The sequence below is a fragment of the Phycicoccus sp. Soil803 genome, assembly GCF_001429685.1.
Taxonomy (GTDB): domain Bacteria; phylum Actinomycetota; class Actinomycetes; order Actinomycetales; family Dermatophilaceae; genus Pedococcus.
On sequence record NZ_LMST01000001.1, the window covers coordinates 4,124,696 to 4,149,924 of the forward strand.

22 protein-coding genes and 1 pseudogene are annotated in these 25,229 nt (G+C 71.0%); 7 read left to right on the forward strand and 16 right to left on the reverse strand.

The window, feature by feature from the left end; genetic code table 11:
- Positions 1-4: 4 nt before the first annotated feature.
- From ASG95_RS19160 to ASG95_RS19230, 15 genes and pseudogenes are all read right to left on the reverse strand, one after another.
- Complete coding sequence (locus tag ASG95_RS19160) at positions 5-838, reverse strand: bifunctional allantoicase/(S)-ureidoglycine aminohydrolase (RefSeq protein WP_057378475.1); 834 nt, start codon at positions 836-838, stop codon at positions 5-7.
- A complete protein-coding gene (allB, locus tag ASG95_RS19165) occupies positions 835-2,211 on the reverse strand; it encodes an allantoinase AllB (protein ID WP_057378476.1) in 1,377 nt (458 codons plus the stop codon). Before allB ends, ASG95_RS19160 begins: the two co-directional genes overlap by 4 nt.
- 16 nt (positions 2,212-2,227) lie before the next feature.
- Positions 2,228-3,055, reverse strand: a complete 828-nt coding sequence (locus ASG95_RS19170) for a fumarylacetoacetate hydrolase family protein (RefSeq protein ID WP_235544058.1) — start codon at positions 3,053-3,055, stop codon at positions 2,228-2,230.
- 38 nt (positions 3,056-3,093) lie between these two features.
- A complete protein-coding gene (locus ASG95_RS19175; RefSeq protein WP_057378478.1) occupies positions 3,094-4,224 on the reverse strand; it encodes a glycerate kinase in 1,131 nt (376 codons plus the stop codon).
- A gap of 8 nt (positions 4,225-4,232) precedes the next feature.
- Positions 4,233-6,011, reverse strand: coding sequence for a glyoxylate carboligase (gene gcl / locus ASG95_RS19180; RefSeq protein ID WP_057378479.1), 1,779 nt, complete (start codon positions 6,009-6,011; stop codon positions 4,233-4,235).
- A gap of 104 nt (positions 6,012-6,115) precedes the next feature.
- Positions 6,116-7,009: pseudogene (locus ASG95_RS19185) on the reverse strand (2-hydroxy-3-oxopropionate reductase); the annotation flags it as partial.
- A gap of 80 nt (positions 7,010-7,089) precedes the next feature.
- Positions 7,090-7,899 (reverse strand): hydroxypyruvate isomerase family protein, encoded by an 810-nt coding sequence (locus ASG95_RS19190; RefSeq protein ID WP_200962015.1) that lies wholly within the window; start codon positions 7,897-7,899, stop codon positions 7,090-7,092.
- Between the two features lie 127 nt (positions 7,900-8,026).
- Positions 8,027-9,424, reverse strand: a complete 1,398-nt coding sequence (locus ASG95_RS19195; RefSeq protein WP_057378482.1) for an 8-oxoguanine deaminase — start codon at positions 9,422-9,424, stop codon at positions 8,027-8,029.
- A 2-nt stretch (positions 9,425-9,426) separates the two neighbouring features.
- Entirely contained in the window at positions 9,427-9,768 is a 342-nt protein-coding gene (gene uraH / locus ASG95_RS19200) for a hydroxyisourate hydrolase (protein WP_057378483.1), read from the reverse strand.
- Complete coding sequence (gene uraD / locus ASG95_RS19205) at positions 9,768-10,262, reverse strand: 2-oxo-4-hydroxy-4-carboxy-5-ureidoimidazoline decarboxylase (RefSeq protein WP_057378484.1); 495 nt, start codon at positions 10,260-10,262, stop codon at positions 9,768-9,770. Before uraD (ASG95_RS19205) ends, uraH begins: the two co-directional genes overlap by 1 nt.
- Entirely contained in the window at positions 10,259-12,190 is a 1,932-nt protein-coding gene (gene uraD, locus ASG95_RS19210; protein WP_057378485.1) for a 2-oxo-4-hydroxy-4-carboxy-5-ureidoimidazoline decarboxylase, read from the reverse strand. Before uraD (ASG95_RS19210) ends, uraD (ASG95_RS19205) begins: the two co-directional genes overlap by 4 nt.
- A gap of 175 nt (positions 12,191-12,365) precedes the next feature.
- Entirely contained in the window at positions 12,366-13,274 is a 909-nt protein-coding gene (gene pucL, locus ASG95_RS19215) for a factor-independent urate hydroxylase (RefSeq protein WP_057378486.1), read from the reverse strand.
- Positions 13,275-13,504: 230 nt separating this feature from the next.
- Positions 13,505-14,017, reverse strand: coding sequence for a helix-turn-helix domain-containing protein (locus tag ASG95_RS19220; RefSeq protein ID WP_057378487.1), 513 nt, complete (start codon positions 14,015-14,017; stop codon positions 13,505-13,507).
- Between the two features lie 74 nt (positions 14,018-14,091).
- Positions 14,092-15,348 carry an aldolase/citrate lyase family protein gene (locus tag ASG95_RS19225; protein ID WP_057378488.1) on the reverse strand — a complete coding sequence of 419 codons (1,257 nt, stop codon included), beginning with the start codon at positions 15,346-15,348 and terminating at the stop codon, positions 14,092-14,094.
- Positions 15,345-16,790 (reverse strand): NAD-dependent malic enzyme, encoded by a 1,446-nt coding sequence (locus ASG95_RS19230; protein WP_057379011.1) that lies wholly within the window; start codon positions 16,788-16,790, stop codon positions 15,345-15,347. Before ASG95_RS19230 ends, ASG95_RS19225 begins: the two co-directional genes overlap by 4 nt.
- A 212-nt stretch (positions 16,791-17,002) precedes the next feature.
- On the opposite strand from ASG95_RS19230, the gene ASG95_RS19235 reads away from it, so the two are divergent.
- Positions 17,003-17,860: a PaaX family transcriptional regulator C-terminal domain-containing protein gene (locus ASG95_RS19235; protein WP_157582270.1), complete on the forward strand. Its 858-nt coding sequence runs from the start codon at positions 17,003-17,005 to the stop codon at positions 17,858-17,860.
- Here the strand turns inward: ASG95_RS19235 and ASG95_RS19240 are convergent.
- Entirely contained in the window at positions 17,826-18,257 is a 432-nt protein-coding gene (locus ASG95_RS19240) for a RidA family protein (protein ID WP_056921649.1), read from the reverse strand. The genes ASG95_RS19235 and ASG95_RS19240 overlap by 35 nt on opposite strands.
- A gap of 82 nt (positions 18,258-18,339) precedes the next feature.
- On the opposite strand from ASG95_RS19240, the gene ASG95_RS19245 reads away from it, so the two are divergent.
- The 6 genes from ASG95_RS19245 to ASG95_RS19270 all read left to right on the forward strand — a co-directional run bounded on the left by ASG95_RS19245 (position 18,340) and on the right by ASG95_RS19270 (position 25,222).
- Positions 18,340-19,161 carry a fumarylacetoacetate hydrolase family protein gene (locus ASG95_RS19245; RefSeq protein WP_057378490.1) on the forward strand — a complete coding sequence of 274 codons (822 nt, stop codon included), beginning with the start codon at positions 18,340-18,342 and terminating at the stop codon, positions 19,159-19,161.
- Positions 19,162-19,265: 104 nt separating this feature from the next.
- A complete protein-coding gene (locus ASG95_RS19250) occupies positions 19,266-19,706 on the forward strand; it encodes a cupin domain-containing protein (protein ID WP_200962016.1) in 441 nt (146 codons plus the stop codon).
- The gene (locus ASG95_RS19255) at positions 19,703-20,650 is read left to right on the forward strand and encodes an acyl-CoA thioesterase II (RefSeq protein WP_057378492.1); all 948 of its coding nucleotides are present in this window, start codon (positions 19,703-19,705) and stop codon (positions 20,648-20,650) included. The genes ASG95_RS19250 and ASG95_RS19255 overlap by 4 nt, the downstream gene beginning before the upstream one ends.
- A complete protein-coding gene (locus ASG95_RS19260) occupies positions 20,650-22,350 on the forward strand; it encodes an AMP-binding protein (RefSeq protein WP_057378493.1) in 1,701 nt (566 codons plus the stop codon). The genes ASG95_RS19255 and ASG95_RS19260 overlap by 1 nt, the downstream gene beginning before the upstream one ends.
- On the forward strand, positions 22,347-24,749 hold the full coding sequence (locus ASG95_RS19265) for a bifunctional salicylyl-CoA 5-hydroxylase/oxidoreductase (RefSeq protein WP_057378494.1): 2,403 nt from the start codon (positions 22,347-22,349) through the stop codon (positions 24,747-24,749). Before ASG95_RS19260 ends, ASG95_RS19265 begins: the two co-directional genes overlap by 4 nt.
- Positions 24,746-25,222: a thioesterase family protein gene (locus tag ASG95_RS19270; protein ID WP_200961941.1), complete on the forward strand. Its 477-nt coding sequence runs from the start codon at positions 24,746-24,748 to the stop codon at positions 25,220-25,222. The genes ASG95_RS19265 and ASG95_RS19270 overlap by 4 nt, the downstream gene beginning before the upstream one ends.
- The last annotated feature ends 7 nt before the right edge of the window (positions 25,223-25,229 follow it).

Consider the following 25,229-nt stretch of genomic DNA (forward strand, 5'->3'; position numbering starts at 1 on the left):
GCACCTACACGAACTGGCGGCTGAGGACCGCGTGCCGGTTGACGTCCTTGTAGAGCAGGTAGCGGAACCGGCCCGGCCCCCCGGCGTAGCAGGCCTGCGGGCAGAAGGCCCGCAGCCACATGAAGTCACCCTCCTGCACCTCGACCCAGTCGTTGTTGAGCAGGTAGACCGCCTTGCCCTCGAGGACGTAGAGGCCGTGCTCCATCACGTGGGTCTCGGGGAACGGGATCGCCCCGCCCGGCTCGAAGTTCACGATGTTGACGTGCATGTCGTGTCGCACGTCGGTCGGGTCCACGAACCGCTGCGTGGTCCACACCCCGTCGGTGCCCGGCATCTCGCCACCCTCGACGTCGGACTCGTTGGTCACGAACGCCTCGGGCACGTCGACCCCCTCGACGACCTGGTAGGCCTTGCGGATCCAGTGGAACGTCGCGGTCGCGTCGCCGCGGTTGTGCAGCGTCCACGCCTGGCCCGGCGGGAGGAACACGTAGCCGCCGGTGGCCAGCTCGTGCGTCTGCTCCCCCAGCGTCAGCGTCAGCCCGCCCGCGACGACGAAGAGCACCCCCTCGGCCCCCGGATCCGCCTCGGGCCGGTCGGAGCCACCGCCCGGGGAGACCTCGACGATGTACTGCGAGAACGTCTCCGCGAACCCCGAGAGCGGTCGGGCGATGACCCACAGCCGTGTGCCGTCCCAGAACGGCAGGTTGCTCGTGACGATGTCGGTCATCGTCCCCCGTGGCAGGACGGCGTACGCCTCGGTGAACACCGCGCGGTCCGTGGTGAGCTGGGTCTGCGGCGGCAGACCCCCGGCGGGGGCGTAGTAACGGGGGGTGGTCATTGCTGTCCTCTCGTGAGCAGCCGACCGCGCGGGTCAGCCTCGATGTCGACCGGTGTGCCGTGCAGCCAGGTCTGGCGCACCGCCCCGGTGAGCGTGCGGCCGGCATACGCCGACACGGGGTTCTTGTGGCGCAGGGACGCGACGTCGACGGTGAACGACTCGTCGGGTGCGAAGACGACGAGGTCGGCTGTGGCGCCGACCGCGATCCGCCCGCGGTCGGTGAGGCCCACCTGGTCGGCCGGCCCCTCACCCATCCAGCGCACGACGTCGACGAGCGAGTGCCCTCGCTCGCGCGCCTCGGTCCAGACCGCCGGGAGGCCGAGCTGGAGGCCGGCGATCCCGCCCCACGCCTCGCCGAAGTCGCCGGAGTCGAACCGCTTGAGGTCCTCGGTGCACGGCGAGTGGTCGGAGACCACGGTGCGGATCACGCCGTCCTCGAGCCCGGCCCAGAGCCGGTCCTGGTTGTCGTGCTCACGGATCGGCGGGCAGCACTTGAACTGCGTCGCCCCGTCGGGGATCTCCTCGGCGTCGAGGGTCAGGTAGTGCGGGCAGGTCTCGACCGACAGCCGCAACCCCTCCGCCTGGGCCTTGGCGATCAACGGGATCGCGTCGGCGTCGGACAGGTGCAGGATGTGCGCCCTGCCACCGGTCTCCCGCGTCGCGTCGATCACCTCGGCGATGGCCCGCTCCTCGGCCTCCTTGGGACGTGAACCCAGGAACCCGGCATACCCCTGGCCGTGCGGTTGCGGTGCGGACTCGATGGTCTGCTCGTCCTCGGCGTGCACGATGACGAGGCCGTCGAAGGTCGCCGTCTCGGCGAGCGCCTCGCGCAGCTCGGCCGCCGACAGGTGGGGGAACTCGTCGACGCCGGAGTGGAGCAGGAAGCACTTGAACCCGAAGACGCCGGCCTCGTGGAGCGGTCGCAGGTCGGGCAGGTTGCCGGGCACGGCACCGCCCCAGAACCCCACGTCGACGTAGGCCTGGTCGCGGGCGACGGCCCGCTTCTCCTCGAGGGCCGCCACGTTCACCGTCGGCGGGATCGAGTTGAGCGGCATGTCGATGATCGTCGTGACGCCACCGGCCGCCGCCGCCCGGGTGGCGCTGGCGAAGCCCTCCCAGTCGGTGCGGCCCGGCTCGTTCACGTGGACGTGGGCGTCGACGAGGCCGGGGAGCAGCACCTCGTCGTCGGCCAGCTCGACCATGCGGGCGCCGGGCACCTCGGCGTCGTAGGGGTCGATCGCGACGATGCGTCCGCCCGCGACGGAGACTGCGACCGCGACCTCTGCACCGTCGACCACCGCCCGCCTCGCCCGCAGGACCACCTCTGCCGTCACGCCCGACCTCTTCCCGGAGCCGTCCACCGAACCTGTCATGACCGTAATCCCTGCCTCAGCTCGCCGCTGCCGGTGTGGCCGAACGGGCGTGGTCGACGACCCGGCTCCGGTGGCTCCCGAGGACTCCTCCGTCGACGACCACGACGTCGCCGTGGCGCAGGTAGGGGCGCGGCTCGGGCTGGCCCATGGCCACTCCGGCCGGGGTGCCGGTGATGACCAGGTCACCTGGCTCGAGGGTCATCAGGCCGCTGACGTAGCAGAGCAGCTCACCGACGGAGAACAGCATGTCGCCGGTCGACCCGTCCTGGCGCGGGCTGCCGTTGACCGACAACCGCAGCCTGACGTCGGCGGGGTCGCCCAGCTCCTCGGGCGTGACCAGCCACGGGCCGACCGGGCAGAAGGTGTCGGCCGACTTGCCCTTGGTCCAGGTGCCGCCCCGCTCGAGCTGGAGCGCGCGGTCGGAGACGTCGTGGGCCAGCACGTAGCCGGCAACCGCCTCCAGCGCGCGGTCGTGGTCGCGCTCGTGGGTGAGCGGGGCACCGAGGACGACACCGAGCTCGACCTCGTAGTCGGTCGTGACCGACTGGGGCAGCAGCCGGATGTCGTCGGTGTGGCCGCAGACCGCCGTCGGCGCCTTGAGGAACACGACCGGCTCGGCGGGCAGCGGCACCCTCGCCTCGGCAGCGTGGTCGCGGTAGTTGAGGCCGATGCCGACCACCTTGCCCGGGCGGGTGAAGGGCGCACCGAACCGCAGGTCCTCCCCGCGCGAAAGGCGTGGCAGCGCAGCAGTATCGACGGTGTCGAGCCGGCCGAGGAAGGCGGCGTCGATGTCGGGTGTCACAGTGGACAGGTCGAGGAGAGAGCCGTCGCCGGCGACGACCACTGGACTCTCGGCCCCAGGTGGACCGACCCTGGCGAACCTCACAGCGCACCTCCGAGGTGCTCGCGCGCGATGCGCGCGCCGATCCGCTCGAGGAGTGGTCCCGGTGCGTCGAGCGCCTCCTGCCGCGTGGCCCCTTCGTCGACGAGTGCGTATGCCGCGTGCAGGCCTGCGGCTCCCAGCTCGGCAGGCGTGAGCGTGACCTGACCGGCCACCGCCACGGCCGGCACGCCCTTGTCGCGCGCCAGCGCGGCCACGGCGGCTGGGGCCTTGCCGTGCAGGGTCTGGGCATCCAGCGATCCCTCGCCGGTCACGACGAGGTCGGCCCCGGCGAGGGCGTCACGGAGGCCGGTCAGCTCGAAGACGAGCTCGGCCCCTGGTCGGGTCGTCGCGCCGAGCACGGCCAACAGCGCGAAGCCGACCCCTCCTGCGGCTCCTGCTCCTGGTGCGTTGCGCTGGTCGCGACCGGTGGCCCGCGCCACCAGGTCGGCCCACCGGGTCAGGGCGGAGTCCAGCAGCTCGACGTCCTCGGGGCCGGCGCCCTTCTGCGGGCCGTAGACCGCGGCCGCACCGCGACTCCCCGTGAGGGGGTTGTCGACGTCGCACGCCACGACCAGCTCCGCCTCGGCCAGGCCGCGGTGGAGCCCGCTCAGGTCCAGCCGGGCGGCGTCGAGCAGCCCGGCTCCCCCGGGGCGCACCTCGCTCCCGGTCGCGGTGTGGATGGTGGCACCGAGCGCCTGGAGCAACCCGGCCCCACCGTCGGTGCACGCGCTCCCGCCGATGGCGACGACCACGCGGCGGGCGCCGGCGTCCAGGGCGGCGGCGATCAGCTCGCCGGTCCCCCTGCTGGAGGCCTCGAGCGGGGCTGCCCGGCCACCCGGCAGCTGCGCGAGCCCGGAGACCTCCGCCAGCTCGACCACCGCCCCGGCGCCGCGGACCCCGTAGGCCGACTCACACGGCATACCCGTCGGGCCGGTGGCCTGCACCGGCACCCGCGTGAACCCGGCAGCCGCTGCCGCGGCGAGGGTGCCGTCGCCCCCGTCGGCGACGGGGACGACGACCACCTCGGCGTCGGGGCGGACCGAGCGCAGGCCGTCCGACAGGTACCCCGCGACCTCAGCGGCCGTCAGGGTGCCCTTGAACTTGTCGGGGGCGAGCAGGACGCGGGGCATCGGCGGCCCTAGTCCAGGTTGGCGAAGAGCGCGGTCGGGGCGTCGGCGCCGCCGGCGGCCAGCTCCTCGAACTCGGTCACACCGTCGATGGACAGGCCCATCGAGACGTTGGTGACCCGCTCGAGGATGACCTCGACGACGACCGGCACGCGGTACTCCTGCGCCATGGCCTTGGCCTTCTCCAGCGCGGGCGCGATCTCCTCGGGGTCGAAGACGCGGATCGCCTTGCAGCCCAGTCCTTCGACGACCTTGACGTGGTCCACGCCGTAGCCGCCGACCTCGGGGCTGGTGAGGTTGTCGAACGACAGCTGGACGCAGTAGTCCATGTCGAAGCCGCGCTGCGACTGCCGGATCAGGCCGAGGTAGGCGTTGTTCACCAGGACGTGGATGTAAGGGATGTTGAACTGCGCCCCGACCGCCAGCTCCTCGATCATGAACTGGAAGTCGTAGTCACCGGAGAGGGCGACGACGGTCTCGTCCGGGACCGCCGTGGCGACCCCCAGCGCGGCCGGGACGGTCCAGCCGAGCGGGCCGGCCTGCCCCGCGTTGATCCAGTGCCGGTCCTTGTAGACGTGCAGCAGCTGGGCCGCCTGGATCTGGGATAGGCCGATCGTCGAGACGTAGCGGACGTCCTTGCCGAACGCGCGGTTCATCTCCTGGTAGACCCGCTGCGGCTTGACCGGTGTGACGTCGAAGTTGGTCTTGCGCCACATGGTCGCCTTGCGGTCGCGGCAGGACTGCGCCCACGCGGTGCGGTCGGCCAGGCGGCCGGCCTCGCGCCGCTCGCGGGCGACCTCGACGAAGAGCTGGAGGGCTGCCTTCGCGTCGGAGACGATCCCGTAGTCGGGCGCGAAGACGCGGCCGATCTGGGTCGGCTCGATGTCGACGTGCACGAACGTGCGGCCCTTCGTGTAGGTCTCGACGTCACCGGTGTGGCGGTTGGCCCAGCGGTTGCCGATGCCGAGGACGAAGTCCGACTCGAGCATGGTGGCGTTGCCGTAGCGGTGGCTGGTCTGCAGTCCGACCATGCCGGCGTTGAGCTCGTGGTCGTCGGGGATGGTGCCCCAGCCCATGAGCGTCGGGATGACGGGCACCCCGGTCAGCTCGGCCAGCTCGACCAGCAGGTCAGCCGCGTCGGCGTTGATGATGCCACCGCCGGCGACGATCAGCGGTCGCTCGCTGGCGGCCAGCAGGTCGAGCGCCTTCTCGACCTGGGGGCGGGTGGCAGCCGGCTTGTAGGTCGACAGCGGCTCGTAGGTCTCGACGTCGAACTCGATCTCGGCCATCTGGACGTCGATGGGCAGGTCGATCAGCACCGGGCCCGGGCGTCCCGAGCGCATCAGGTGAAAGGCCTGCTGGAAGGTGCCGGGGACCTGGGCCGGCTCGAGGACCGTGACCGCCATCTTGGTGAGCGGCTTGGCGATCGAGGCGATGTCGACGGCCTGGAAGTCCTCCTTGTGCAGCTTGGCGACCGGCGCCTGGCCGGTGATGCACAGGATCGGGATCGAGTCGGCGCTGGCCGAGTACAGCCCGGTGATCATGTCGGTGCCGGCGGGACCGCTCGTGCCGACACAGACGCCGATGTTGCCGGCCTTGGCTCGGGTGTAGCCCTCGGCCATGTGGGAGGCGCCCTCGACGTGGCGGGCCAGCGTGTGGTGCAGGCCGCCATTGGTCTTCATCGCCTTGTAGAAGGGGTTGATCGCCGCTCCGGGCAGGCCGAAGACGTTCGTCACCCCTTCCTTCTTGAGGATCTCGACGGCCGCTTGGGCCGCGGTCATGCGTGCCATGGTGGTGCTCCTGGGTTTGCTGTCCCCGGTTCGATGTAAACGCGCCGGTGAATCCCGGCAGGTTTACATCGAATGGGAGGAGTGGAAAGGAAGTTCGGGAAGGGTCAGGGGGTCTGACCGGAGAGGCGCTGGACCCCGCGCAGCAGGGCCGAGTGGTCGAGGCCGCCGTCGCCGTTCGCCCGGGCCGAGGCCATCAGCTGGGCGACGAGCCCACCGAGGGGTACGACCACCCCGGCCTCGCGCGCTGCGCTGGTCACGATCCCGAGGTCCTTGTGGTGCAGGTCGATCCGGAACCCCGGCTCGAACGACTTCTTGGCCATGTTGTCGCGCTTCTGGTCGAGCACCTTGGAACCGGCCAGACCGCCGCCGAGCACGTCGAGGGCGGGTCCGAGGTCGACGCCGTACGCCTCGAGGAAGACCACCGCCTCGGCCAGCGCCTGGATGTTGGCCGCGACGATGAGCTGGTTGGCGGCCTTGACGGTCTGTCCCGCGCCGTTGCCACCCACGTGGACGATGGTCTTGCCGACCGCGTCGAAGAGGGGCTTGGCCTCCGCGAAGTCCTCGGCCGAGCCGCCGACCATGATCGACAGGGCGGCGTTCTTGGCGCCCGCCTCGCCACCGGAGACCGGGGCGTCGAGGAGCCGGAACCCCTTGGCCTGCGCGGCCTTCGCGAGCTCGACCGTGACGTCCGGGCGGATGCTGGAGAAGTCGATCACCAGCGTGCCCTCCTTGGCGTTGGCGAAGACGCCGTCCTCGCCCAGCAGCACGTCCTGCACGTCGGGGCTGTCGGGCACCATGACCGCGACCACCTGGGCGTCGCGCACGGCATCGGCGACGGATGCGGCTGCGGTGCCACCGGCGTCCACGAGCGGCTGGGTCTTGTCGGGGTGCAGGTTGTAGCCGATGACGTCGTGCCCGGCGTCCTGGAGGTGGACGGCCATGGGGCTGCCCATGATGCCGAGTCCGATGAAGGCGATGGTGGTCATGTCGTGCTCCTTGGTGGTGCGGTTCGAGGTGTTCGGGGACCGGAATCCGGTAGCTGATTACCTCGAACGCGTGGGAGGGGGTGGTGGCTTGGTCAGGCGCCGCGGCGTTCGCGCGGCAGCCAGCCGAAGCTCTCTGGAGTGGTCGCGGTGGTGGGCTTGTACTCCAGACCCACCCACCCGGCATACCCGCTCGCGGCGAGGGCGCCGAGGTGGCGCTGGAGGTCGAGGTCACCCGAGCCCGGCTCGCCGCGGCCCGGCGCATCGGCGATCTGCACGTGAGCCGTGTGGCCGGTGTATGCCGCGATGGCCGCGTCGAGGTCGTCGCCGTTGGCGGCCAGGTGGTAGAGGTCGAGCAGGAAGGCGACGTTGCTCGCTCCCGTGGCCCGCACGTCGTCGACGACAGCCACGGCGTCAGCCGCGGTGCGCAACGGGTAGGGCTTGGGGCCGCTGACCGACTCGACGAGGACGGTCGCCCCGATCCGGTCGGCTGCCTTGGCGGCGAACGCGATCGACTCGCGGCCGAGCTCGTCCTGCTCCTGCGCCGACACCCCCTCGACCCGGTTGCCGAAGAGGGCGTTGAAGGCCGAGGCACCCAGTCGCTCGCCGATGCCCACGGTGACGTCGACGTTGTCGCGGAACTGCTGCACGCGGTCGGGGATGGAGAGGACTCCACAGTCCGGCCCAGCCAGGTCGCCGGCGAAGAAGTTCAGGCCGACCAGCTGCACCCCGGCGTCCTCGACGGCGCCGGCGAAGGCGTCGAGCTCGCGGTCACCGGGCACCGGTTGGTCGGGCCACGGCCACCAGAACTCGACGGCGTCGAAGCCTGCGGCCTTCGCGGCGGCGGGCCGCTCGAGGAGCGGCAGCTCGGTGAACAGGATCGAGCAGTTCACCTCGTAGCGCAGTCCGTGGTCCGTCACGATGATCTCCTTTTGGCTTTCCATGTAATTCCGTATTGTGGAAGTCATTTTCCAACTAGTGAGAGAGTAAGACTCATCCCGTCGAGGCGTCAAGACCGGGCAGGCTGGCGTCTCAGCGGGTGGCGGAGATATATCCGGCCGAGTCGCGGTGCCGGGCGAGCAACCGCTCCCCTGCCGAGACCGCCTGTGCCGCAAGCGATTCCTCATCGCCCGTGACGAGCCGGTCGCGGGACACGACGGATCTGCCGCCGACGAGCAACAGCTCCAGTGGGGGCTGCGAGCCGAGCACGAGGGCAGCCACCGGGTCGACGATGCCGGCATGACCCAGGCCGTCGAGCCGCCAGAGGGCGATGTCGGCCTGCTTGCCGACCTCCAGGGAGCCGATCTGGTCGTCCCAGCCGAGCACCCGGGCGCCACCGATCGTGGCGAGCTCGAGTGCGTCACGCACTCCGAGCGCCTCCGGGCCGCCCCTGGCGCGGGCGAAGAGCAAGGCGTGACGCGCCTCCTCGACCAGCGAGGACGCCTCGTTCGATGCCGCGCCGTCCACCCCGAGCCCGACCGGCACTCCAGCGTCACGCAGGTCGCGGGTGCGGGCGATGCCGGCGCCGAGGCGGGCGTTCGACGACGGGCAGTGGGCGACGCCGGTGCCGGTGGCCGCCAACGTGCCGATCGCCGGGTCGTCGAAGTGGATGCCGTGCGCGAGCCACACATCGTCGCCGAGCCAGCCGAGCGACTCCAGGTAGGCCAGCGGGCTGAGCCCGAACCGCTCCGCGCAGTAGCGCCCCTCGTCGACCGTCTCGGCCAGGTGGGTGTGCAGCCGCACCCCACGGTCGCGGGCCAGCGCCGCCGACTCGCGGAGAAGGTCTGCGGTCACCGAGAAGGGCGAGCACGGGGCGACCCCGATTCGCAGCATCGAGTCGGGTGACGCGTCGTGGTGGGCGTCGACCGCGGCCGCCGTCGCGGCCAGGATCGTGTCGAGGTCCTCGACCACGTGGTCGGGCGGCAGCCCGCCCTGGCTCTGACCGAGGTCCATCGAGCCCCGGGTCGCCAGGAACCGCAGGCCGATTCGCCGCGCAGCCTCCACCTCGGCCCCCAGGACGTCACCACCGTGGGTGGGGAAGACGTAGTGGTGGTCCATCGACGTCGTGCAGCCGGTGCGCGCGAGCCAGCCCAGGCCTGCTGCTGCAGCAGCACCCACGACGTCCTCGTCGATGCCGCCCCAGACCGGGTAGAGCTCCGTCAGCCAGCCGAAGAGCGTGGCATCGACCGCCAGCCCGCGCGTGGCCCACTGGTAGAGGTGGTGGTGGGTGTTGACCAGGCCCGGGGTGGCCAGGCAACCCGTGGCATCGACCACGTCTGCTTCGCTGCCATCGTCGACGTAGCGACCCGCAGCGACGGCGACGATGCGCGTCCCTTCGACGACGAGGTGGCCGACGGCGTGCTCCGTACGGGCCGGGTCCATCGTCACCACCGTGCAACCGTCCAGGACCTTGCGGGGGACGGTCGACATGGTCACGACCCCCGGTAGGTGGAGTAGCCGAACGGGTTGAGCAGCACCGGCACGTGGTAGTGCTGGTCGGCGTCGGCGATCGTGAACACCACGACCACCTCGGGGTAGAACGCCTCGACCCCACGCGCCGAGAAGTAGCCACCCGAGGCGAACCTGAGCCGGTAGTCGCCAGCTTCCAGGCGCTCAGGGCCGATGCTGCCGACCCGGCCGTCCCCGTCGGTGATGCCGTCGCCGAGCAGGTCGTTCGAGAGGCCCGTTCCCGCAACGGACTCCAGCACGACCGTGATGCCGGCGGCCGGCTTCCCGAGACTGGTGTCGAGGACGTGCGTGCTGAGGGTTCCCATCAGGAGGCCACCTGTCGGAGTCGGAGCAGCGCGATCTCGCGCAGCTGGGTCACGGTCTCTTCACGCTCGGTGTCATCGTCGTTGCCGAGCCGCCGGTCGAGCTCGGCGAGGATCTCGGGCGCGGAGCGACCTGCCGCCCGGATGAGGAACACCCGGTCGAAACGTGCTTCGTATGCCGCGTTGCCCGCCGCGAGAGCCTGCGCCACCTCGGCGTCGGCCGGGTCCACCCCGGCCTGCTCCCGCGCGCTGGCGGCCGCGTTGTGGTGCGGGCCGGCGGCGCGTTCGCCGATCCGCGGGTGGCCGGCCAGCGCCGCCTCCAGCTCCTCGTCGTCGAGGTGCTGGGCGGCGGCGCCAGCGGTGGCTTCGAGGTCCGGCCACGCGGCATACGGTCGGCCGTCGCGGACGGCGGCCACCCACCTGGGCACCGGGAGGCACGCGGTCAGCTGCTCCTCCAGCTCGGACGCGGGCAGCGCGTTGAGGCGCTCCAGGGTCATCGACCCTCCACGAAGCGGGTCCGGGCTGAGTGGATCGGGTTGGCGTCGGCCACGAGGTCATCAAACCGGTAGCCGGCGATCTTGGCGATCTCGACGAGGGCCGAGGCGTGTTCCTGGGCCTGGGAGTTGTTGAGCCGCTCCCACCCCGTGCGCACGACCTGGTCGAACGAGTCGCGGTCGCGCACACACGTCACGAGGGGGAAGCCGAACCGGTCGCGGTACTGCGAGGTGAGCTCGGCCAGCTCGCCGTGGCCCTTCTCGTCGAGCCGGGTGAGCCCGAGCGAGGACTGGTCACGCAGGGAGTCGGGCCCCTCGTCGCCCTCGGCCACGCTGTCGGCGCCGAGGTCGGGGTAGGAGTCGATCAGCTGGCGCTGCTCGTCCTCGTTCGCCGAGAACAGCGCCTCCTGGAAGGCCCGCCGCAGGTCGCTGGTATCGCTGAACGGCCGCGAGTCGTAGGCGCGCTCGACCACCCAGCGCGGGCCCTGGAAGAGGCTGCCGAAGGTGTCGGCGAAGTCCTCACGGGACATCTGGTTGACCTCGTTGAGCCGCACGAGCGCACCGGGGGCACCGGCCACGGCCGGACCACGGCTCGAGCCGACGTGGTGGAACAGGAAGTTGAGGACGATGGCCGTGATCGAGCCGAGCGTGATGCCCGAGCCCAGGATGATCTGGGCCCAGTCCGGCACCGCCTTGGCGACGTCGGGCTGCGCGGTGACGTACATCGCGAGGCCGACCGCGGTCGCCACGATGACGACGTTGCGGTGGTCGTGGAAGTCGACCCGCGACAGGGTCTGGAAGCCCACCACGGCGACGGTCGCGAACATCGCCAGCGCGGCGCCGCCGAGCACCGGGTGCGGGATGCCCGCGACGATGGCACCGGCCTTGGGGATCAGGCCGATGATGATCATGATCAGCCCGGCGGTGGCGACGACGTAGCGGCTCTTGACCCGGGTCAGTCGCACCAGGCCGACGTTCTCGGCGAAGCAGGTATAGGGGAAGGAGTTGAAGACGCCACCGATCGTGGTGGCCAGGCCGTCGGCGCGCAGGGCCCGGGCGATGTCCTCCTTGCCGACCCGCTTCTCGACGATCTCTCCGGTGGCGAACACGTCACCGGTGGTCTCGACGGCGGTGATGAGCATGACGACGATCATCGAGATGATCGCGGCCGCCGAGAACTTGGGCCAGCCGAAGTGGAACGGCGTGGTGACCCCGACCCAGCCCGAGCCCGACACCGAGTCGAAGTGCGCGTCGCCGAGGATCCACGCGATGACGGTGCCGACCACCAGTCCGATGAGGACGGCCACGGTCGCCATGAAGCCCTTGAAGATCCGCTGGATCGCGACGATGAGGGCCAGCGTCCCGAGGGCGTAGGCGAGGTTCCGTCCGCTCGACGGGTCGAGGGTCGGGCCCGCGCCACCAGCCGCATCGGCGGCGGCGACCGGCAGCAGCGCCAGGCCGATGATCGTGATCACCGAACCGGTGACCACCGGCGGGAAGTAGCGGATCAGCTGGCTGAAGTAGGGAGCCACGAGGAAGGTGAACAGCCCCGCCACGATCACCGCCCCGTAGATCACCAGGAGGCCGTCGGTGCCGCCCCCGGCGGCCATGCCGATGGCGATCATCGGCGAGACGGCGGTGAACGTGACCCCTTGCAGGAGAGGCAGTTTCACGCCGACCTTCCAGAACCCGACGGACTGGATGATCGAGGCGATGCCGCAGGTGAAGAGGTCGGCGTTGATCAGGTGGATGAGCTCCTGGGTCGACAGGCCGATGGCGCTGGCCAGGAGGATCGGCACGATGACCGCGCCGGCGTAGAACGCCAGCACGTGCTGGAAGCCGTAGATCGCGAGCTTCGGGATGGGCAGGACCTCGTCGACCGGGTGGCGGGAGGCGCGCTGGGACTGGGGTGTTGCGGTGGCTGCGCTCATGACAGGCACCTTTCGGGAGGCTCCGGGAGGAGGGGGGTGCAGGAGGAGGGCGTGCGGGAGAGGGCGTGCTGGACCTCGTGACCGGCCGGTCGGGTTCCCTGCGGCTGTGACGCGGCGCGGGCGGTCAGGACGGGGTGCGGTGCTACGTCAGTAGGTCAGTGCTCAGTGCGGTGCGTCAGCAGAAGCCGGGCACGGTGAGCCAGGCGTCGCCGGCGTCGGAGCCGTTCTCGCGCTGGACGGTGGCCTCGATCAGCCCGTAGGGACGGTCGGCGGCGATGAACACCTCACCCGGGTTGTCCAGCCCGAACGGGGCGAGGTCGACCAGGAAGTGGTGCTTGTTGGGGGCGGAGAACTTGATCTCGGCGACCTCCGGGTGGGCCGCCAACACGGCCGAGCCCATCGCGTAGAGGCTCTCCTGCAGCGCGCGGCTGTAGGTGGTCGCGAACGTCTCGAGGAGGAGGGACCGCACGTCGTCGAACGACTTGTTCCAGTCCACGCCCTCGCTGGTCTCGTAACGCCACCGCGCCACGAGCGAGGTCGCGAGGATCCGGTCGTCGGTCTCCTTCAGCGTCGTGTACTCGTCCTTGAGGTAGCCCTTGAACTCCGAGCCGGTGGACTTGAGGACGACGAGGTCCTTCACGCCGGAGACGACCCAGGCGCGCGGCTCGGCACCGCTGCGGTCGCGGGTGACGACGGTCGTGCGTACCTCGCCACCCCGCTTCACGAATGCGTGGTCGTGACCGGTGCCGCCGACCTCGATGCGGTCCCAGGCGTACTCCTCGACCTCGATCCGGCTGGCGCTCGCGGCGGGTGTCACGTCGAGGAAGCGCTGGCCGAGGGTGAGGGCGTAGTCCTCCGGGGAGGTGACGCCGTGCTCCTTGGCGAAGGCGAAAGCGGTGTTCTTCTGGGTGTCGGTGGGCAGGACGTTGGCCTGGTCACCGGTGGTGTGCGCCTCGGTGAAGTCGCCGCGCAGGGCGGTCGACACGTTGAGGTCGCGGATCTCGTGGCGGGCGGTGTCGCGGTAGACGCGGACGACGCGGTTCTCCGCCTTGCCGTACTGGTTGGGTCCGAGGACGAAGCTCATGGTGCTCCTTGCGGTGCCCGTCGACCCTGGCGGGTCAGGCGTGGGTGGCGCGGATGGCTTCCCGAGCGATTCGAAGATCTTCCGAATGGTGGAAACCCGTTTACGAATGATGGAACCATAAATGCGAAGGTGTGACCCAGTCAACAGTTTGTTGAAAAGTGGTCGCCTCAAAAGTTCCGGTGCCCTTGCGACGAGCGGTCACCGGGATCCCAGGGATGAGGTGTGCCGCGTCAGCCGGTGGGCTCGGCCGCCGAGTCGCGGATCCGGTTGAGGTAGTTGTAGACGGTGAAGCGGGTCAGGCCCAGCGCCTCCGCGACGGTCTCCGCGCTGCGGCGCATCTCGAACGCCCCGCGCTCCTCCAGCAGACGCACGGCGTGCTGCTTCTCGGCGCGCGGCAGGGTCGCCAGCGCGCCCCCGAGCTCGCGCTCGACGTCGGCGATGAGCCGCGACAGCCCGTCGGTGAAGTCCGTGGCACCAGCAGCCGGCGCAGAGGCGGTGACGGCGTCGACGTCCCCCAGGGCGAGCGTCACCCGGGTCGCTCCGTGGGACAAGGCTTCCTTGAGCGCCGCGGCCATGGCGTCGACGACCACCTCGGCCTCGCCCTCCACGGACGTGCCGAGCGGTCCCAGGTCGGGTGACAACCCGGCATACCTCAGCGCGTCGGCGGACGCGGTGACGTGCGCCGGCAGCTGGTCGTCCTCGCCATGGAACGGCTCGGTCGTGAACTCCACCCGCACGCGCATGCGCCCAACCTACCCGCGCGCCCCGCTGAGGTCAGCGACGTGGCGTCAACGAGGCGAGGAGGGACGCCAGGCGGTCAGGCGGGCGAACGACGGGCCAGGCGGTCGATGGCAGCGCGGTCCAGGCCGGTCAGGGCCTGCACCTCCTGCTCGTCCGTGGCACCACAGTCGAGCGCCCGGACCACGAAGTCGGACAGGGCACGTGCCGTGGCCGGCTCGTCCATGACACCCGAATCCACCTGTCCCACATAGTTCTTCAGGCGCTGGCCGGCCGCCGGCAGTCCTTCGCGGTAGAAGGCGTAGGTCGCGAGGAACCGGCTCGGCAGCTGGGCCGGGTGCAGGTCCCAGCCCTGGTAGTAGCCGCGCTCGAGCGAACGTCGCACCAGCCGTCCGTGCAGCCGCCAGGCCGCCACGACCTGTTCGTGGTCGCCGACGGGCAGCACGTTGGTCGAGCCGTCGGAGAGGTGCACGCCGGTCCCCGCAGCAGCGACCTGCATGACCGCCTTGGCATGGTCAGCCGCTGGGTGCTCCATCGACTGGTAGGCCGCCGCGATGCCGCAAGAGGCGGAGTAGTCGTAGGTGCCGTAGTGCAGCGAGGTGCAGCGGCCCGACGAGGCGTGCACCATCCGGGCGACCAGGGCCGTGCCGTCCGGCCCGCCGATGGCCTGGGGGGTCTCGACCTGGATCTCGAACCGGATCGCCCCGGGGGCCAGCCCGACGCCCTGCTCGAGCTGCTCGCAGGCGACCACCATCGCCTCGACCTGGTCGACCGACGTGACCTTCGGGAAGGTCACCACGAACCCGTCCGGCAGCCGTCCGTCGCGGGTCACCGCCTCGATGAACCGCGCGAACGTGCGCAGGCCGCGCTGCCGGGTGGGTGCCTCGAAGCTCTTGAACCGGATGCCGTTGAAGGCGGTCGCGGTCCCGGCGTCGACGGCGCGCAGGAGCGCCGCGGCCGCGGCCTGGACGGCTGCGTCCTCCTCCTCGTCGGACCGTGCGCCGTAGCCGTCCTCGAAGTCGATCCGCAGGTCCTCGATGGCCTCGCGCTCGAGCTTGTCCCGCACCCGCTGGAGCAGGTCGGCAGCGAGCGTCGGGGGCATCCCGAACGCGTCGGCCACCCCGTCGGCACCACCGCCGTGCTCGTCGAGGGCAGCGACCGCCTCGGTCCGCCAGCGCCCGACCAGCTCGGAGTCGTAGCGGTCAGCGGGCACGTAGACCGTGTGGACCGGTTGGCGCACCGGTCGCTCGCCGGGAAAGCGCGCGGCGAGGTCGGCATCGGCGTGCCGCAGGCGCTCGTCGAGGGTCGCGCCGAGGGCAGCCAGGTCGACGGTCACCGGGTCGCCGCCTCGCGGCTCGTGGCGGAGCCGGTATGCCGCGTGGCCTGGTCGGCGTGCCGCCCTCCGGCCGCCTGTCGCACTGCGGCAGCCACCGCTGGCGCGACGTCGGCGTCGAAGACACTGGGCACGATGTAGCTGGCGTTGAGCTCGTCGGGGTGGACGCAGTCGGCGATCGCCGCCGCCGCCGCGATCATCATCTCGTCGGTGATGTCGCGGGCACCGGCGTCGAGCAGTCCGCGGAAGAAACCGGGGAAGGCAAGGACGTTGTTGATCTGGTTGGCGTAGTCGGACCGGCCCGTGGCGACGACCGCGGCGTGGTGGCTTGCCGCCACGGGGTCGACCTCGGGGTCGGGGTTGGCCATCGCGAAGACGACGGCCCGGTCGGCCATGCCCGCGATGTCGTCGCCGTCGAGCAGGTTCGGCGCCGAGACGCCGATGAACACGTCGGCCCCGCGCAGCACCTCCTTGAGCGTCCCGGTCGTGCGGGAGGGGTTGGTGTTGCGGGCGATCCAGCCGCGGAACTCGTCCGCGTGGTCGGCCTCGGGATCCAGGGCGCCGCGGCGGTCACACCCGATGATGTCAGTGGCACCCTGGGCGTCGAGGAGCCGGACGATGGCATGTCCGGCGGCACCCACCCCGGAGACCACGATCCGCACCTCCTCCAGCTTCTTGTCCACGACGCGCAGGGCGTTGCGCAGGGCCGCGAGGGTGACGATCGCGGTGCCGTGCTGGTCGTCGTGGAAGACCGGGATGTCGAGCTCGTCGCGCAACCGGGCCTCGATCTCGAAGCACCGCGGCGCCGAGATGTCCTCGAGGTTGATGCCGCCGTAGACCGGGGCGATCGCCTTGACGATCATGATGATCTGCTCGGTGTCCTGGGTGTCGAGGCACACCGGCCACGCGTCGACCCCCGCGAACTGCTTGAAGAGCGCCGCCTTGCCCTCCATGACCGGGAGCGCCGCAGCGGGCCCGATGTTGCCGAGCCCCAGCACCGCGGAGCCGTCCGTGACCACGGCGACGGTGTTGCGCTTGATGGTGAGGCGGCGGGCGTCCTCGGGGTTCTCGGCGATGGCCAGGCAGACCCGGGCCACCCCGGGGGTGTAGGCGCGGGACAGGTCGTCGCGGTGCTTGAGCGGCACCTTCGGCACGACCTCGAGCTTGCCGCCGAGGTGGAGCAGGAAGGTGCGGTCGCTCACCTTGCGCACCGTCACTCCAGGAACAGCGGCGATCTGCGCAGTGATCTGGTCGGCGTGGTCGGCGTCGGAGGCGTTGCAGGTCACGTCGACGACCAAGTGGTCGCTGCGCGACTCCACGACGTCGAGGGCGGTGAGCGCCCCTCCGGCCGCGGCCACCGCTGCGGCGATGACACCAGTGGTGTCGATCGCGACAGGCGCCTGGGCCCGCACGGTGATGGAGTATCCCGGGCTCGGTGCTGACATCACTCGACCTCAATCTTCCACGATGCGGATTTCAATTTCTGTTAAACGAAACTCTAGAGCGATTCAGGGCCTCAGAACAACCCTGCCCCCGGCCAACAGCTTTATCGGGTCTGGCAACAACGTTGATCTTCGCTCGACTTCTGAACCGGAGTGAAGGTCAACGTTCCTCCTAGACCCGATAAAGCTGCGAGGGGGCCGGATAGATTTCGTCCGTGACGACGACCGAGCTCGATGGTGGCACCGAGCGGGGGCCCCTGCCGCCGCGGGCGCTGATCGTCACGCTGCTCGGGCTCTACGTCCGCGAGTTCGGCGGCTGGATCAGCGTCAGCGCCCTGATCCGGCTGATGGCCGCGGCCGGGGTCGACGACCAGGCGGTGCGCTCGTCGCTGTCGCGGCTCAAGCGCCGGGGGATCGTCGAGGCCGAGCGCAGGGATGGCGTCGCCGGCTACGCCCTGTCGGAGTACGCCCGCCACGTGCTCGAGGTCGGCGACCGCCGCATCTTCGCCCGCCCCGAGCCACAGTCCCGCGACTGGGTCGTCGTGGTCTTCTCGGTGCCCGAGTCCGAGCGCCAGAAGCGGCACGCCCTGAGAGCCCGACTGGCCTGGCTCGGCTTCGGCACCGTGTCCTCCGGCGTGTGGATCGCTCCCGGCCACCTCGCCGACGACGCGCGGGAGGTGCTCGTCGCCAACGGGCTCGACCTCTATGTCGACCTGTTCCGCGCCGAGTACGTCGCCTTCGGCGACCCTGCCGACAAGGTCGCCCAGTGGTGGGACCTCGACGCGCTGGGCCAGCTCTACACGGACTTCCTCGACGCCCACGAGCCCGCGCGGGCGAGCTGGGCTGCGCAACCCGAGGTCGAGCCCGGGCCCCAGGCGTTCGCCGACTACATCCGGGCACTCACCGCGTGGCGACGGCTGCCCTATCTCGACCCCGGCCTGCCGACCGACCTGCTGCCCGCCTCGTGGTCGGGCACTCGGGCGGCCGAGACCTTCTTCGAGCTGCACCGCCTCCTCGCAGAGCCGGCGCACGACTTCGTCACCGCGCAGACCGGAGCCGCTCGTCCGGGATGACCGCGACGCCCACGATCTCGATCAGGGCCTCGGGCTGCCAGAGCGCAGTGGTGCCGATGCCGGCCATCGCGGGGTAGACCGGGCCGGCCAGCTCACGCCAGGCACGACCGATCTCGCGCCCGTGGGCCTGGTAGTCGGGGATGTCGGTCAGGTAGATCGTGATGCTGACGAGGTCCTCGGGGATCCCGCCGGCCTCGGCCAGGGTGGTGAGGACGTTGGAGAACGCCTGCCGGAACTGCTCGACGATGCCGCCCGGCACGATCTGCATCTGCGCGTCGAGGGCGGTCTGCCCACCGAGGTAGAGCGTGTTGCCGCTCAGCGTGCCGTGCGAGTAACCGCTCGGCGCGGCCAGGGACGCGGGGTTGACGGGTACGGGGGTCAGCGGCTGGGCGGACATCGAACCTCCAGGGTCGGGCTGGGCGTGCTTCGAGCCTAGCCCATCTATTGACCTTTGGCGACGATCGTGAAAATCTCGCTATATGCAGTTCGGCACCGTCGCCCACGAGGGGACCACCCATGCCGCGGCCCGCACCGCCGACGGCTGGCGGGCCCTCCCGGCCGCCGACCTGTCCGCCCACCTCGCCGCGGGTGGCACCCTCGGCCCGGACACCCCGCTGGGCGAGCTGCTCCCCGGGGCCGAGCCGGTCGCCCCGCTTCCCCGGCCCGGCAAGGTGATCTGCTGCGGGCTCAACTACGGCGACCACATCCTCGAGACCGGTCGCGAGCTGCCGAGCCACCCCACGCTGTTCGTGAAGTACGCCGACAGCCTGGTCGGCCCGGTCGACGACGTCGCGCTGCCCGCCGGCACCGACGTCGACTGGGAGGCCGAGCTCGCCGTGGTGGTCGGGGCGACGATCCGGGGCGCCGACCGCGCGACGGCCACCGCCGCGATCGCCGGCTACACGGTCGCCAACGACGTGTCGGTGCGCGACTGGCAGTACCGCACGCTGCAGTGGTTCCAGGGCAAGGCGTGGGACGACTCGACCCCGACCGGCCCCGTCGTCGTGAGCCCCGACGACGTCGACCCCACGCGGGGCCTGACCATCACCTGCCGCGTCAACGGCGAGGAGGTGCAGCGCGACACGACGGCCACGCTGGTCTTCGACTCCGCCGCCCTGCTCGCCTACATCTCGACCTTCACGGTCCTGCGCCCCGGCGACCTGGTGCTCACCGGCACACCCGGAGGAGTCGGCGTCGCCCGTGACCCCCAGCGGTTCCTCGCCGACGGCGATGTCCTCGAGACCGAGATCGAGGGGATCGGTCTGCTACGCAACACGATCCGCCTGACCAAACCAGCCTGACAGCCCCACCGACCGACCTGTCCGACCGGACTGCCGCCACCGACGAAGGAGAGCCACCCGTGGAACCTGACTTCAGCAAGTACCAGCTCGAGGGCGACAACTCGATGTATGCCGACGCCAGCGGCCTCGTCGTCCCGGTCGTCACCCGCGGTGGGCTGGAGGTCGGCGACACCGGCCAGTCGGAGGGCGCCAGCCGGATCTCCGGCGTGAGCATCCAGCACACCCCGGCGACCCGGCTGTGGTTCGGCAAGGTGAGCAACGAGGCGGGCTACCGCTCGGCACCGCACCACCACGGCGAGGCGGAGACCGGCGGCTACGTCCTCTCGGGCCGGGCCCGCATCTACTTCGGCGAGCGGTTCGAGGACTACCTGGACATGGCCGAGGGCGACTGGGTCTTCGTGCCGCCGTTCATGCCGCACGTCGAGTGCAACCTCGACCGCAACAACCCGCTCACCTGGATGACGACCCGCACCCCCGAGAACATCGTCGTCAACCTCCCCCAGGTCTCGGACGACGAGCTGCGCAACTGGGCGGACCGCCCGTGACGAGCACCCCCGGCGGGGCCCAGGCGCCCACCTCGGAGATCGTGACGAGGGCGCTCGAGCTGGAATCCGTTGCACCACAGCACTTCGACGTCGCCTTCACGGCGACGACGCAGCCCTGCCCGTGGCCCAAGGCGTATGGCGGTGACATGGTCGCGCAGGCCGCAGCAGCAGCGATGCTCACGGTGACCGACGGCAAGACCATGCACTCGATGCACAGCTACTTCATGCGCCCCGTCGACATCGGCGCGCCCGTCACCTACGAGGTCGAGGTGCTCCGCGACGGCCGCGGCTACGCCACCCGCCAGGTCCGTGCCTTCCAGAACGGCAAGGCCGCCTACACCTGCCTCGCCAGCTTCGCCGCGGGCGAGCCCGGAGGCCGGTATGCCGCGTCGCCGCCAGCCGACGTCGCCGCACCGGACACGCTGCCCAGCTCCGCGGCATACCTGCTCGACCGCGCGCCGGGCGGGGACTCGACGATGACCGCGGAGTCGAAGGAGTACTGGTCCGGCGGCCGCAGCTTCGACATGCGACACGTGCCGGGACCGGTCTACCTCGAGGTGGACGGCGGCCGCACGCCCCAGCAGGCCTTGTGGGTCAAGCCGTTCGACGCCCTGCGCCCGGTCGACGGGCTCACCGACGCCCAGCGCGACCTGGCCGTCCTCGCCTACGTCTGCGACTACACGATCCTCGAGCCGGTGCTCCGGGTCCTCGACCTGCCCTGGGCGCGGCCCGGACTGGTCACCGCCAGCCTCGACCACGCCATGTGGTTCCACCGACAGCCCGGGCCCGGGGTCCTCGACGACTGGCTGCTCTACGCGCAGGAGGCGGTGTCCGCCGACTCCGGTCGTGGTGTCGGCCTCGGCCGCTTCTTCACCCCCGACGGCGAGCACCTCGCGACCGTCGTGCAGGAAGGCATGATCCGCGCCACCACCGGAGGTCAGTGATGTCCAGCTCGCCGGCCGCGCTCTCTCCGAGCGGCTACACCGACACGTTCGCCCGCGACCACCTGCCGCCCGCCGGCGACTGGCCGACCCTGGAGTTCACGACGCCCGAGCTGCAGTACCCCGACCGGCTCAATGCCGCGGTCGAGCTGCTCGATGCGACGATCGCCAAGCACGGCCCTGACCGGCCGGCGCTGCGCACGCCCGACGGCTCGGTGTGGAGCTACGGCGAGCTGCTCCGGACCGTCAACCAGGTCGCCGCAGTGCTGACCGACGACCTCGGACTGGTGCCCGGCAACCGCGTGCTGCTGCGCTCACCCAACAACCCCTGGACCGTGGCCGCCTGGCTCGGCACCCTCAAGGCCGGCGGCGTGGTGGTCACGACGATGGCGGCCCTGCGCGCCCGCGAGCTCGGCCCGATCGTCGAGAAGACCAAGCCGTCGATCGCCCTCGTGGACCTGCGCTCCGTCGTCGATGCCATCGAGGTCCGCGACACCCTGGCGCCTGACCTCGTCGTCGTGCCCTACGGCGACGGAGGCCCGAACGACCTGCTGGCCAGCCGCTGCGCCACGAAGTCCGGTGAGTTCACTGCCGTCGCCACCGCTGCGGACGATGTCGCCCTGTTCGGTCCGACCTCGGGCAGCACCGGCGTCCCCAAGATCACGACGCACTTCCACCGCGACATCCTGTCGATCGACAACACCTTCGGACGCCACACGCTGCGGCTCACCGAGGACGACGTCGTCGCGTGCACGGCGCCGTTCGCGTTCACCTTCGGGCTGGGCATGCTCGTGGTCTTCACCCTCCGCGCCGGCGCGTGCGCGCTGGTCACCGAGCAGGCCACGCCGGCGCAGCTCGCCGGGATCGTGGAGGAGCACGGGGTGACGGTGCTCGCGACGGCCCCCACGGCATACAAGCAGATCATGAAGGCCGGCCACCTCCCCAGGCTCGAGGGGCTCCGCATCGCGGTCAGCGCCGGCGAGCACATCCCGCAGGAGGTGTGGGAGACCGTCCGCTCCGAGCTCGGGCTGGCCATCGTCGACGGCATCGGCGCCACCGAGATGCTGCACATCTTCATCTCGGCCGCCGGCGACGACATCCGTCCGGGGAGCACGGGCAAGCCGGTCCCCGGCTACCGCGCCACGATCCTCGGCCCCGACGACCAGCCGGTCGCTCCCGGCACCGAGGGACGGCTCGCCGTGATCGGGCCGGTCGGGTGCCGCTACCTCGACGACGACCGGCAGCACGCCTACGTCGTCGACGGCTGGAACGTCACCGGCGACACCTTCGTGGAGGACGAGGACGGCTACTTCTTCTACCGGGCCCGCACCGACAGCATGATCGTGTCGTCCGGCTACAACATCGGCGCCCCCGAGGTCGAGGCCGCCATCGACGGACACCCCGACGTGGTCGAGGCCGGGGTCGTCGGCGAGCCGGACCCCGAGCGCGGTTCCATCGTCAGCGCGTTCGTCGTGCTCCGCGAAGGAGTGGTCGGCGACGACGCCAAGGCGCGGGAGATCCAGGACCACGTCAAGGCGACGTTGGCGCCGTACAAGTACCCCCGTCGGGTCCGGTTCGTCGACCAGCTGCCACGCAACACCAGCGGCAAGCTCCAGCACTTCAAGCTCCGCGACCTGACCCACCACCAGCCGGCAGAGCGCGACCAGGCAGAGCGCGACCAGGCAGAGGAGAGGACCTCATGAGGATCGCGATCGTGGGTGGCGGCCCCGGCGGCCTCTACCTCGCCGCCCTGATGAAGCAGCTCGACGCAGGCCACGAGGTGACCGTCTGGGAGCGCAACGCCCCCGACGACACCTTCGGCTTCGGGGTGGTCTTCTCCGACGAGACGCTCGGCGGGATCGAGAGCGCCGACACCACGATCTACCGGGCGATGGAGAGCCAGTTCGCGCGGTGGACCGACATCGACGTCGCGATCGACGGGCAGTCGTCGACGATCGGCGGCCAGGGCTTCGCGGCGATGAGCCGCAAGGAGCTGCTGCGCATCCTGCAGGCCCGGGTCGCCGAGCTCGGCGTGCAGGTCCACTACCGCACCGTCGCGCCCGATGCCGACGAGCTGCGCGCGTCCCACGACCTCGTCGTCGCCGCCGACGGCCTGAACTCCCAGGTGCGGGGCAGGTACGCCGACGCGTTCGGCCCCAGCCTCGACCCGCGGCACAACAAGTACATCTGGTTCGGCACCGACCTGGTCTTCGAGGCCTTCCAGTTCATCGTGCGCAACACCGAGTTCGGCACCATGCAGATCCACGGCTATCCCTACTCCGACCAGGGATCCACCTTCATCGTGGAGATGCACGAGGACGTCTGGCGCCGGGCCGGGTTCGACCGCACCGAGGACGAGGTGTTCCCTCCCGGGGTGTCGGACGAGTATGCCGTCGAGCGGGTCGCGGAGATCTTCGCCGACGACCTCGGCGGACACCGCATCCTCACCAACAACTCCAAGTGGCTGAGCTTCACGACGGTGCGCAACGCGCGCTGGCACCACGACAACGTGGTCCTGATCGGCGACGCCGCGCACACCGCCCACTTCTCCATCGGGTCGGGCACCAAGCTCGCCATGGAGGACGCGCTGGCCCTGGCCGCCTGCCTGCACGAGCACGACTCCGTCCCGAAAGCCCTTGCCGCCTACCAGGACGAGCGCAAGCCGGTCGTCGAGTCGACGCAACGCGCGGCGCAGGCCAGCCTCGAGTGGTTCGAGAACATCGGGATGTACGCCGACCAGGACCCCGACGAGTTCGTCTTCAACCTGCTGACCCGTTCACGGCGGATCACCTTCGAGAACCTCAAGGACCGCGACGCCGAGTTCGCCGCCCGCATCCAGGGCGCGTTCGCGCGACAGGTGGCCGGGGGCGACGAGCTGGCACCGGCGATGTTCCAGCCGGTGCGAATCGGCCCGCTGCAGCTGAAGAACCGCGTCATCCTCTCCCCGATGGACATGTACTCCGCGGTCGACGGTGTACCCGGTGAGTTCCACCTCGTGCACCTGGGGTCCAAGGCTCTGGGCGGGGCCGGCTTGGTGATGTCGGAGATGACCTGCGTGTCACCCGAGGGCCGGATCACCCTCGGCTGCCCGGGGCTGTGGACCGACGAGCAGCGCGACGCCTGGGCACGGGTCGTGCGGTTCGTGCACGAGCGCAGCACCGCGAAGATCGGGCTGCAGCTGGGGCACTCCGGCCGCAAGGGCTCGACCAAGCTGATGTGGGAGGGCATGGACGAGCCGCTGCCCGAGGACAACTGGGAGGTGGTCGGACCGTCGCCGCTCCCCTACGGCGAGGGTTGCCACCTCCCCCGCGAGATGACCCGCGCCGACATGGACCAGGTGGTCGCCGACTTCCGCGACGCAGCCAGGCGCGGCATGGAGGCCGGCTTCGACCTCGTCGAGGTGCACGCGGCGCACGGCTACCTCTTGTCGTCGTTCCTCTCCCCCATCTCCAACCAGCGCACCGACGAGTACGGCGGGTCACTGGAGAACCGGCTCCGCTTCCCCCTCGAGGTCTTCGACGCCGTGACCGCGGCCGTCCCCGCCCACGTGCCGGTCACGGTGCGCATCTCGGCGACCGACTGGATGCCGGACGGCAACACCGAGCACGACGGCGTCGAGATCGCGCGTGCCTTCATCGCCCACGGCGCCGCGGCCATCGACGTCTCCTCCGGACAGGTCACCAAGGACGAGAAGCCGGCCTTCGGACGGTCCTACCAGACCCCGTTCGCCGACCGGATCCGGCACGAGGTCGCCCGGCCGGCCGGGGTCGCGGTCATCGCCGTCGGCGCGATCTCGTCGCACGACGACGTCAACTCGATCCTCCTCGCCGGGCGCGCCGACCTGTGTGCCCTCGGCCGGACCCACCTCTACGACCCGATGTGGACCCTGCACGCGGCCGCGGAGCAGGACTACACCGGGCCGGCAGCCGAGTGGCCCGACCCGTGGAAGGCCGGGCGACGCCGGCCGCCCACGGCGCGCACCGACAAGATCCCGCCGCGACTGGCCCTGCTGCGCGAGGGCACCGAGAACGCGGTCCACCTGCGCTGGCGCCCCGGCGCGAGCGAGGCCGCAGCGCCGGCCCCCACCCCTGTGTCCGCGTGAGCACCGCCGCACCCGGGGCCGACTGGGCGGACGACAACGCGGATGCGCGCCCCGTCCTCGCCTCCGCGACGCAGCGCTCCCGGATCGAGTGGGTCGACACTGACGCCGCCGGGATCTACCACAACAGCACCGTGATCCGGCTCGTCGAGGCCGCCGAGGCCCACCTCGCCCGCGAGCGCGGGATGGACGGGTACTTCCCCGTCGCGCCCCGCGTCCGCTACGAGGCGGACTTCGAGGCGCCGCTCTTCTTCGGTCAGGAGGTGACGACGACGGTCTCGGTGGTCGAGCTCGGGAGGTCGTCGATGACCTTCGGGTTCGAGGTGTGGGGCGAGGAGTTCGAGCAGGCCCCCCGCGTCCGGGCCGCGCGTGGTCGCTACGTCACGGTGCACCTCGACCGCAGCGGACCGGGGCGGGCCACCAGCGCGCCGTGGCCGGCCGAGTGGGTCGAACGCCTCGGCGGCGGCCCGGCCTAGGCTTCCG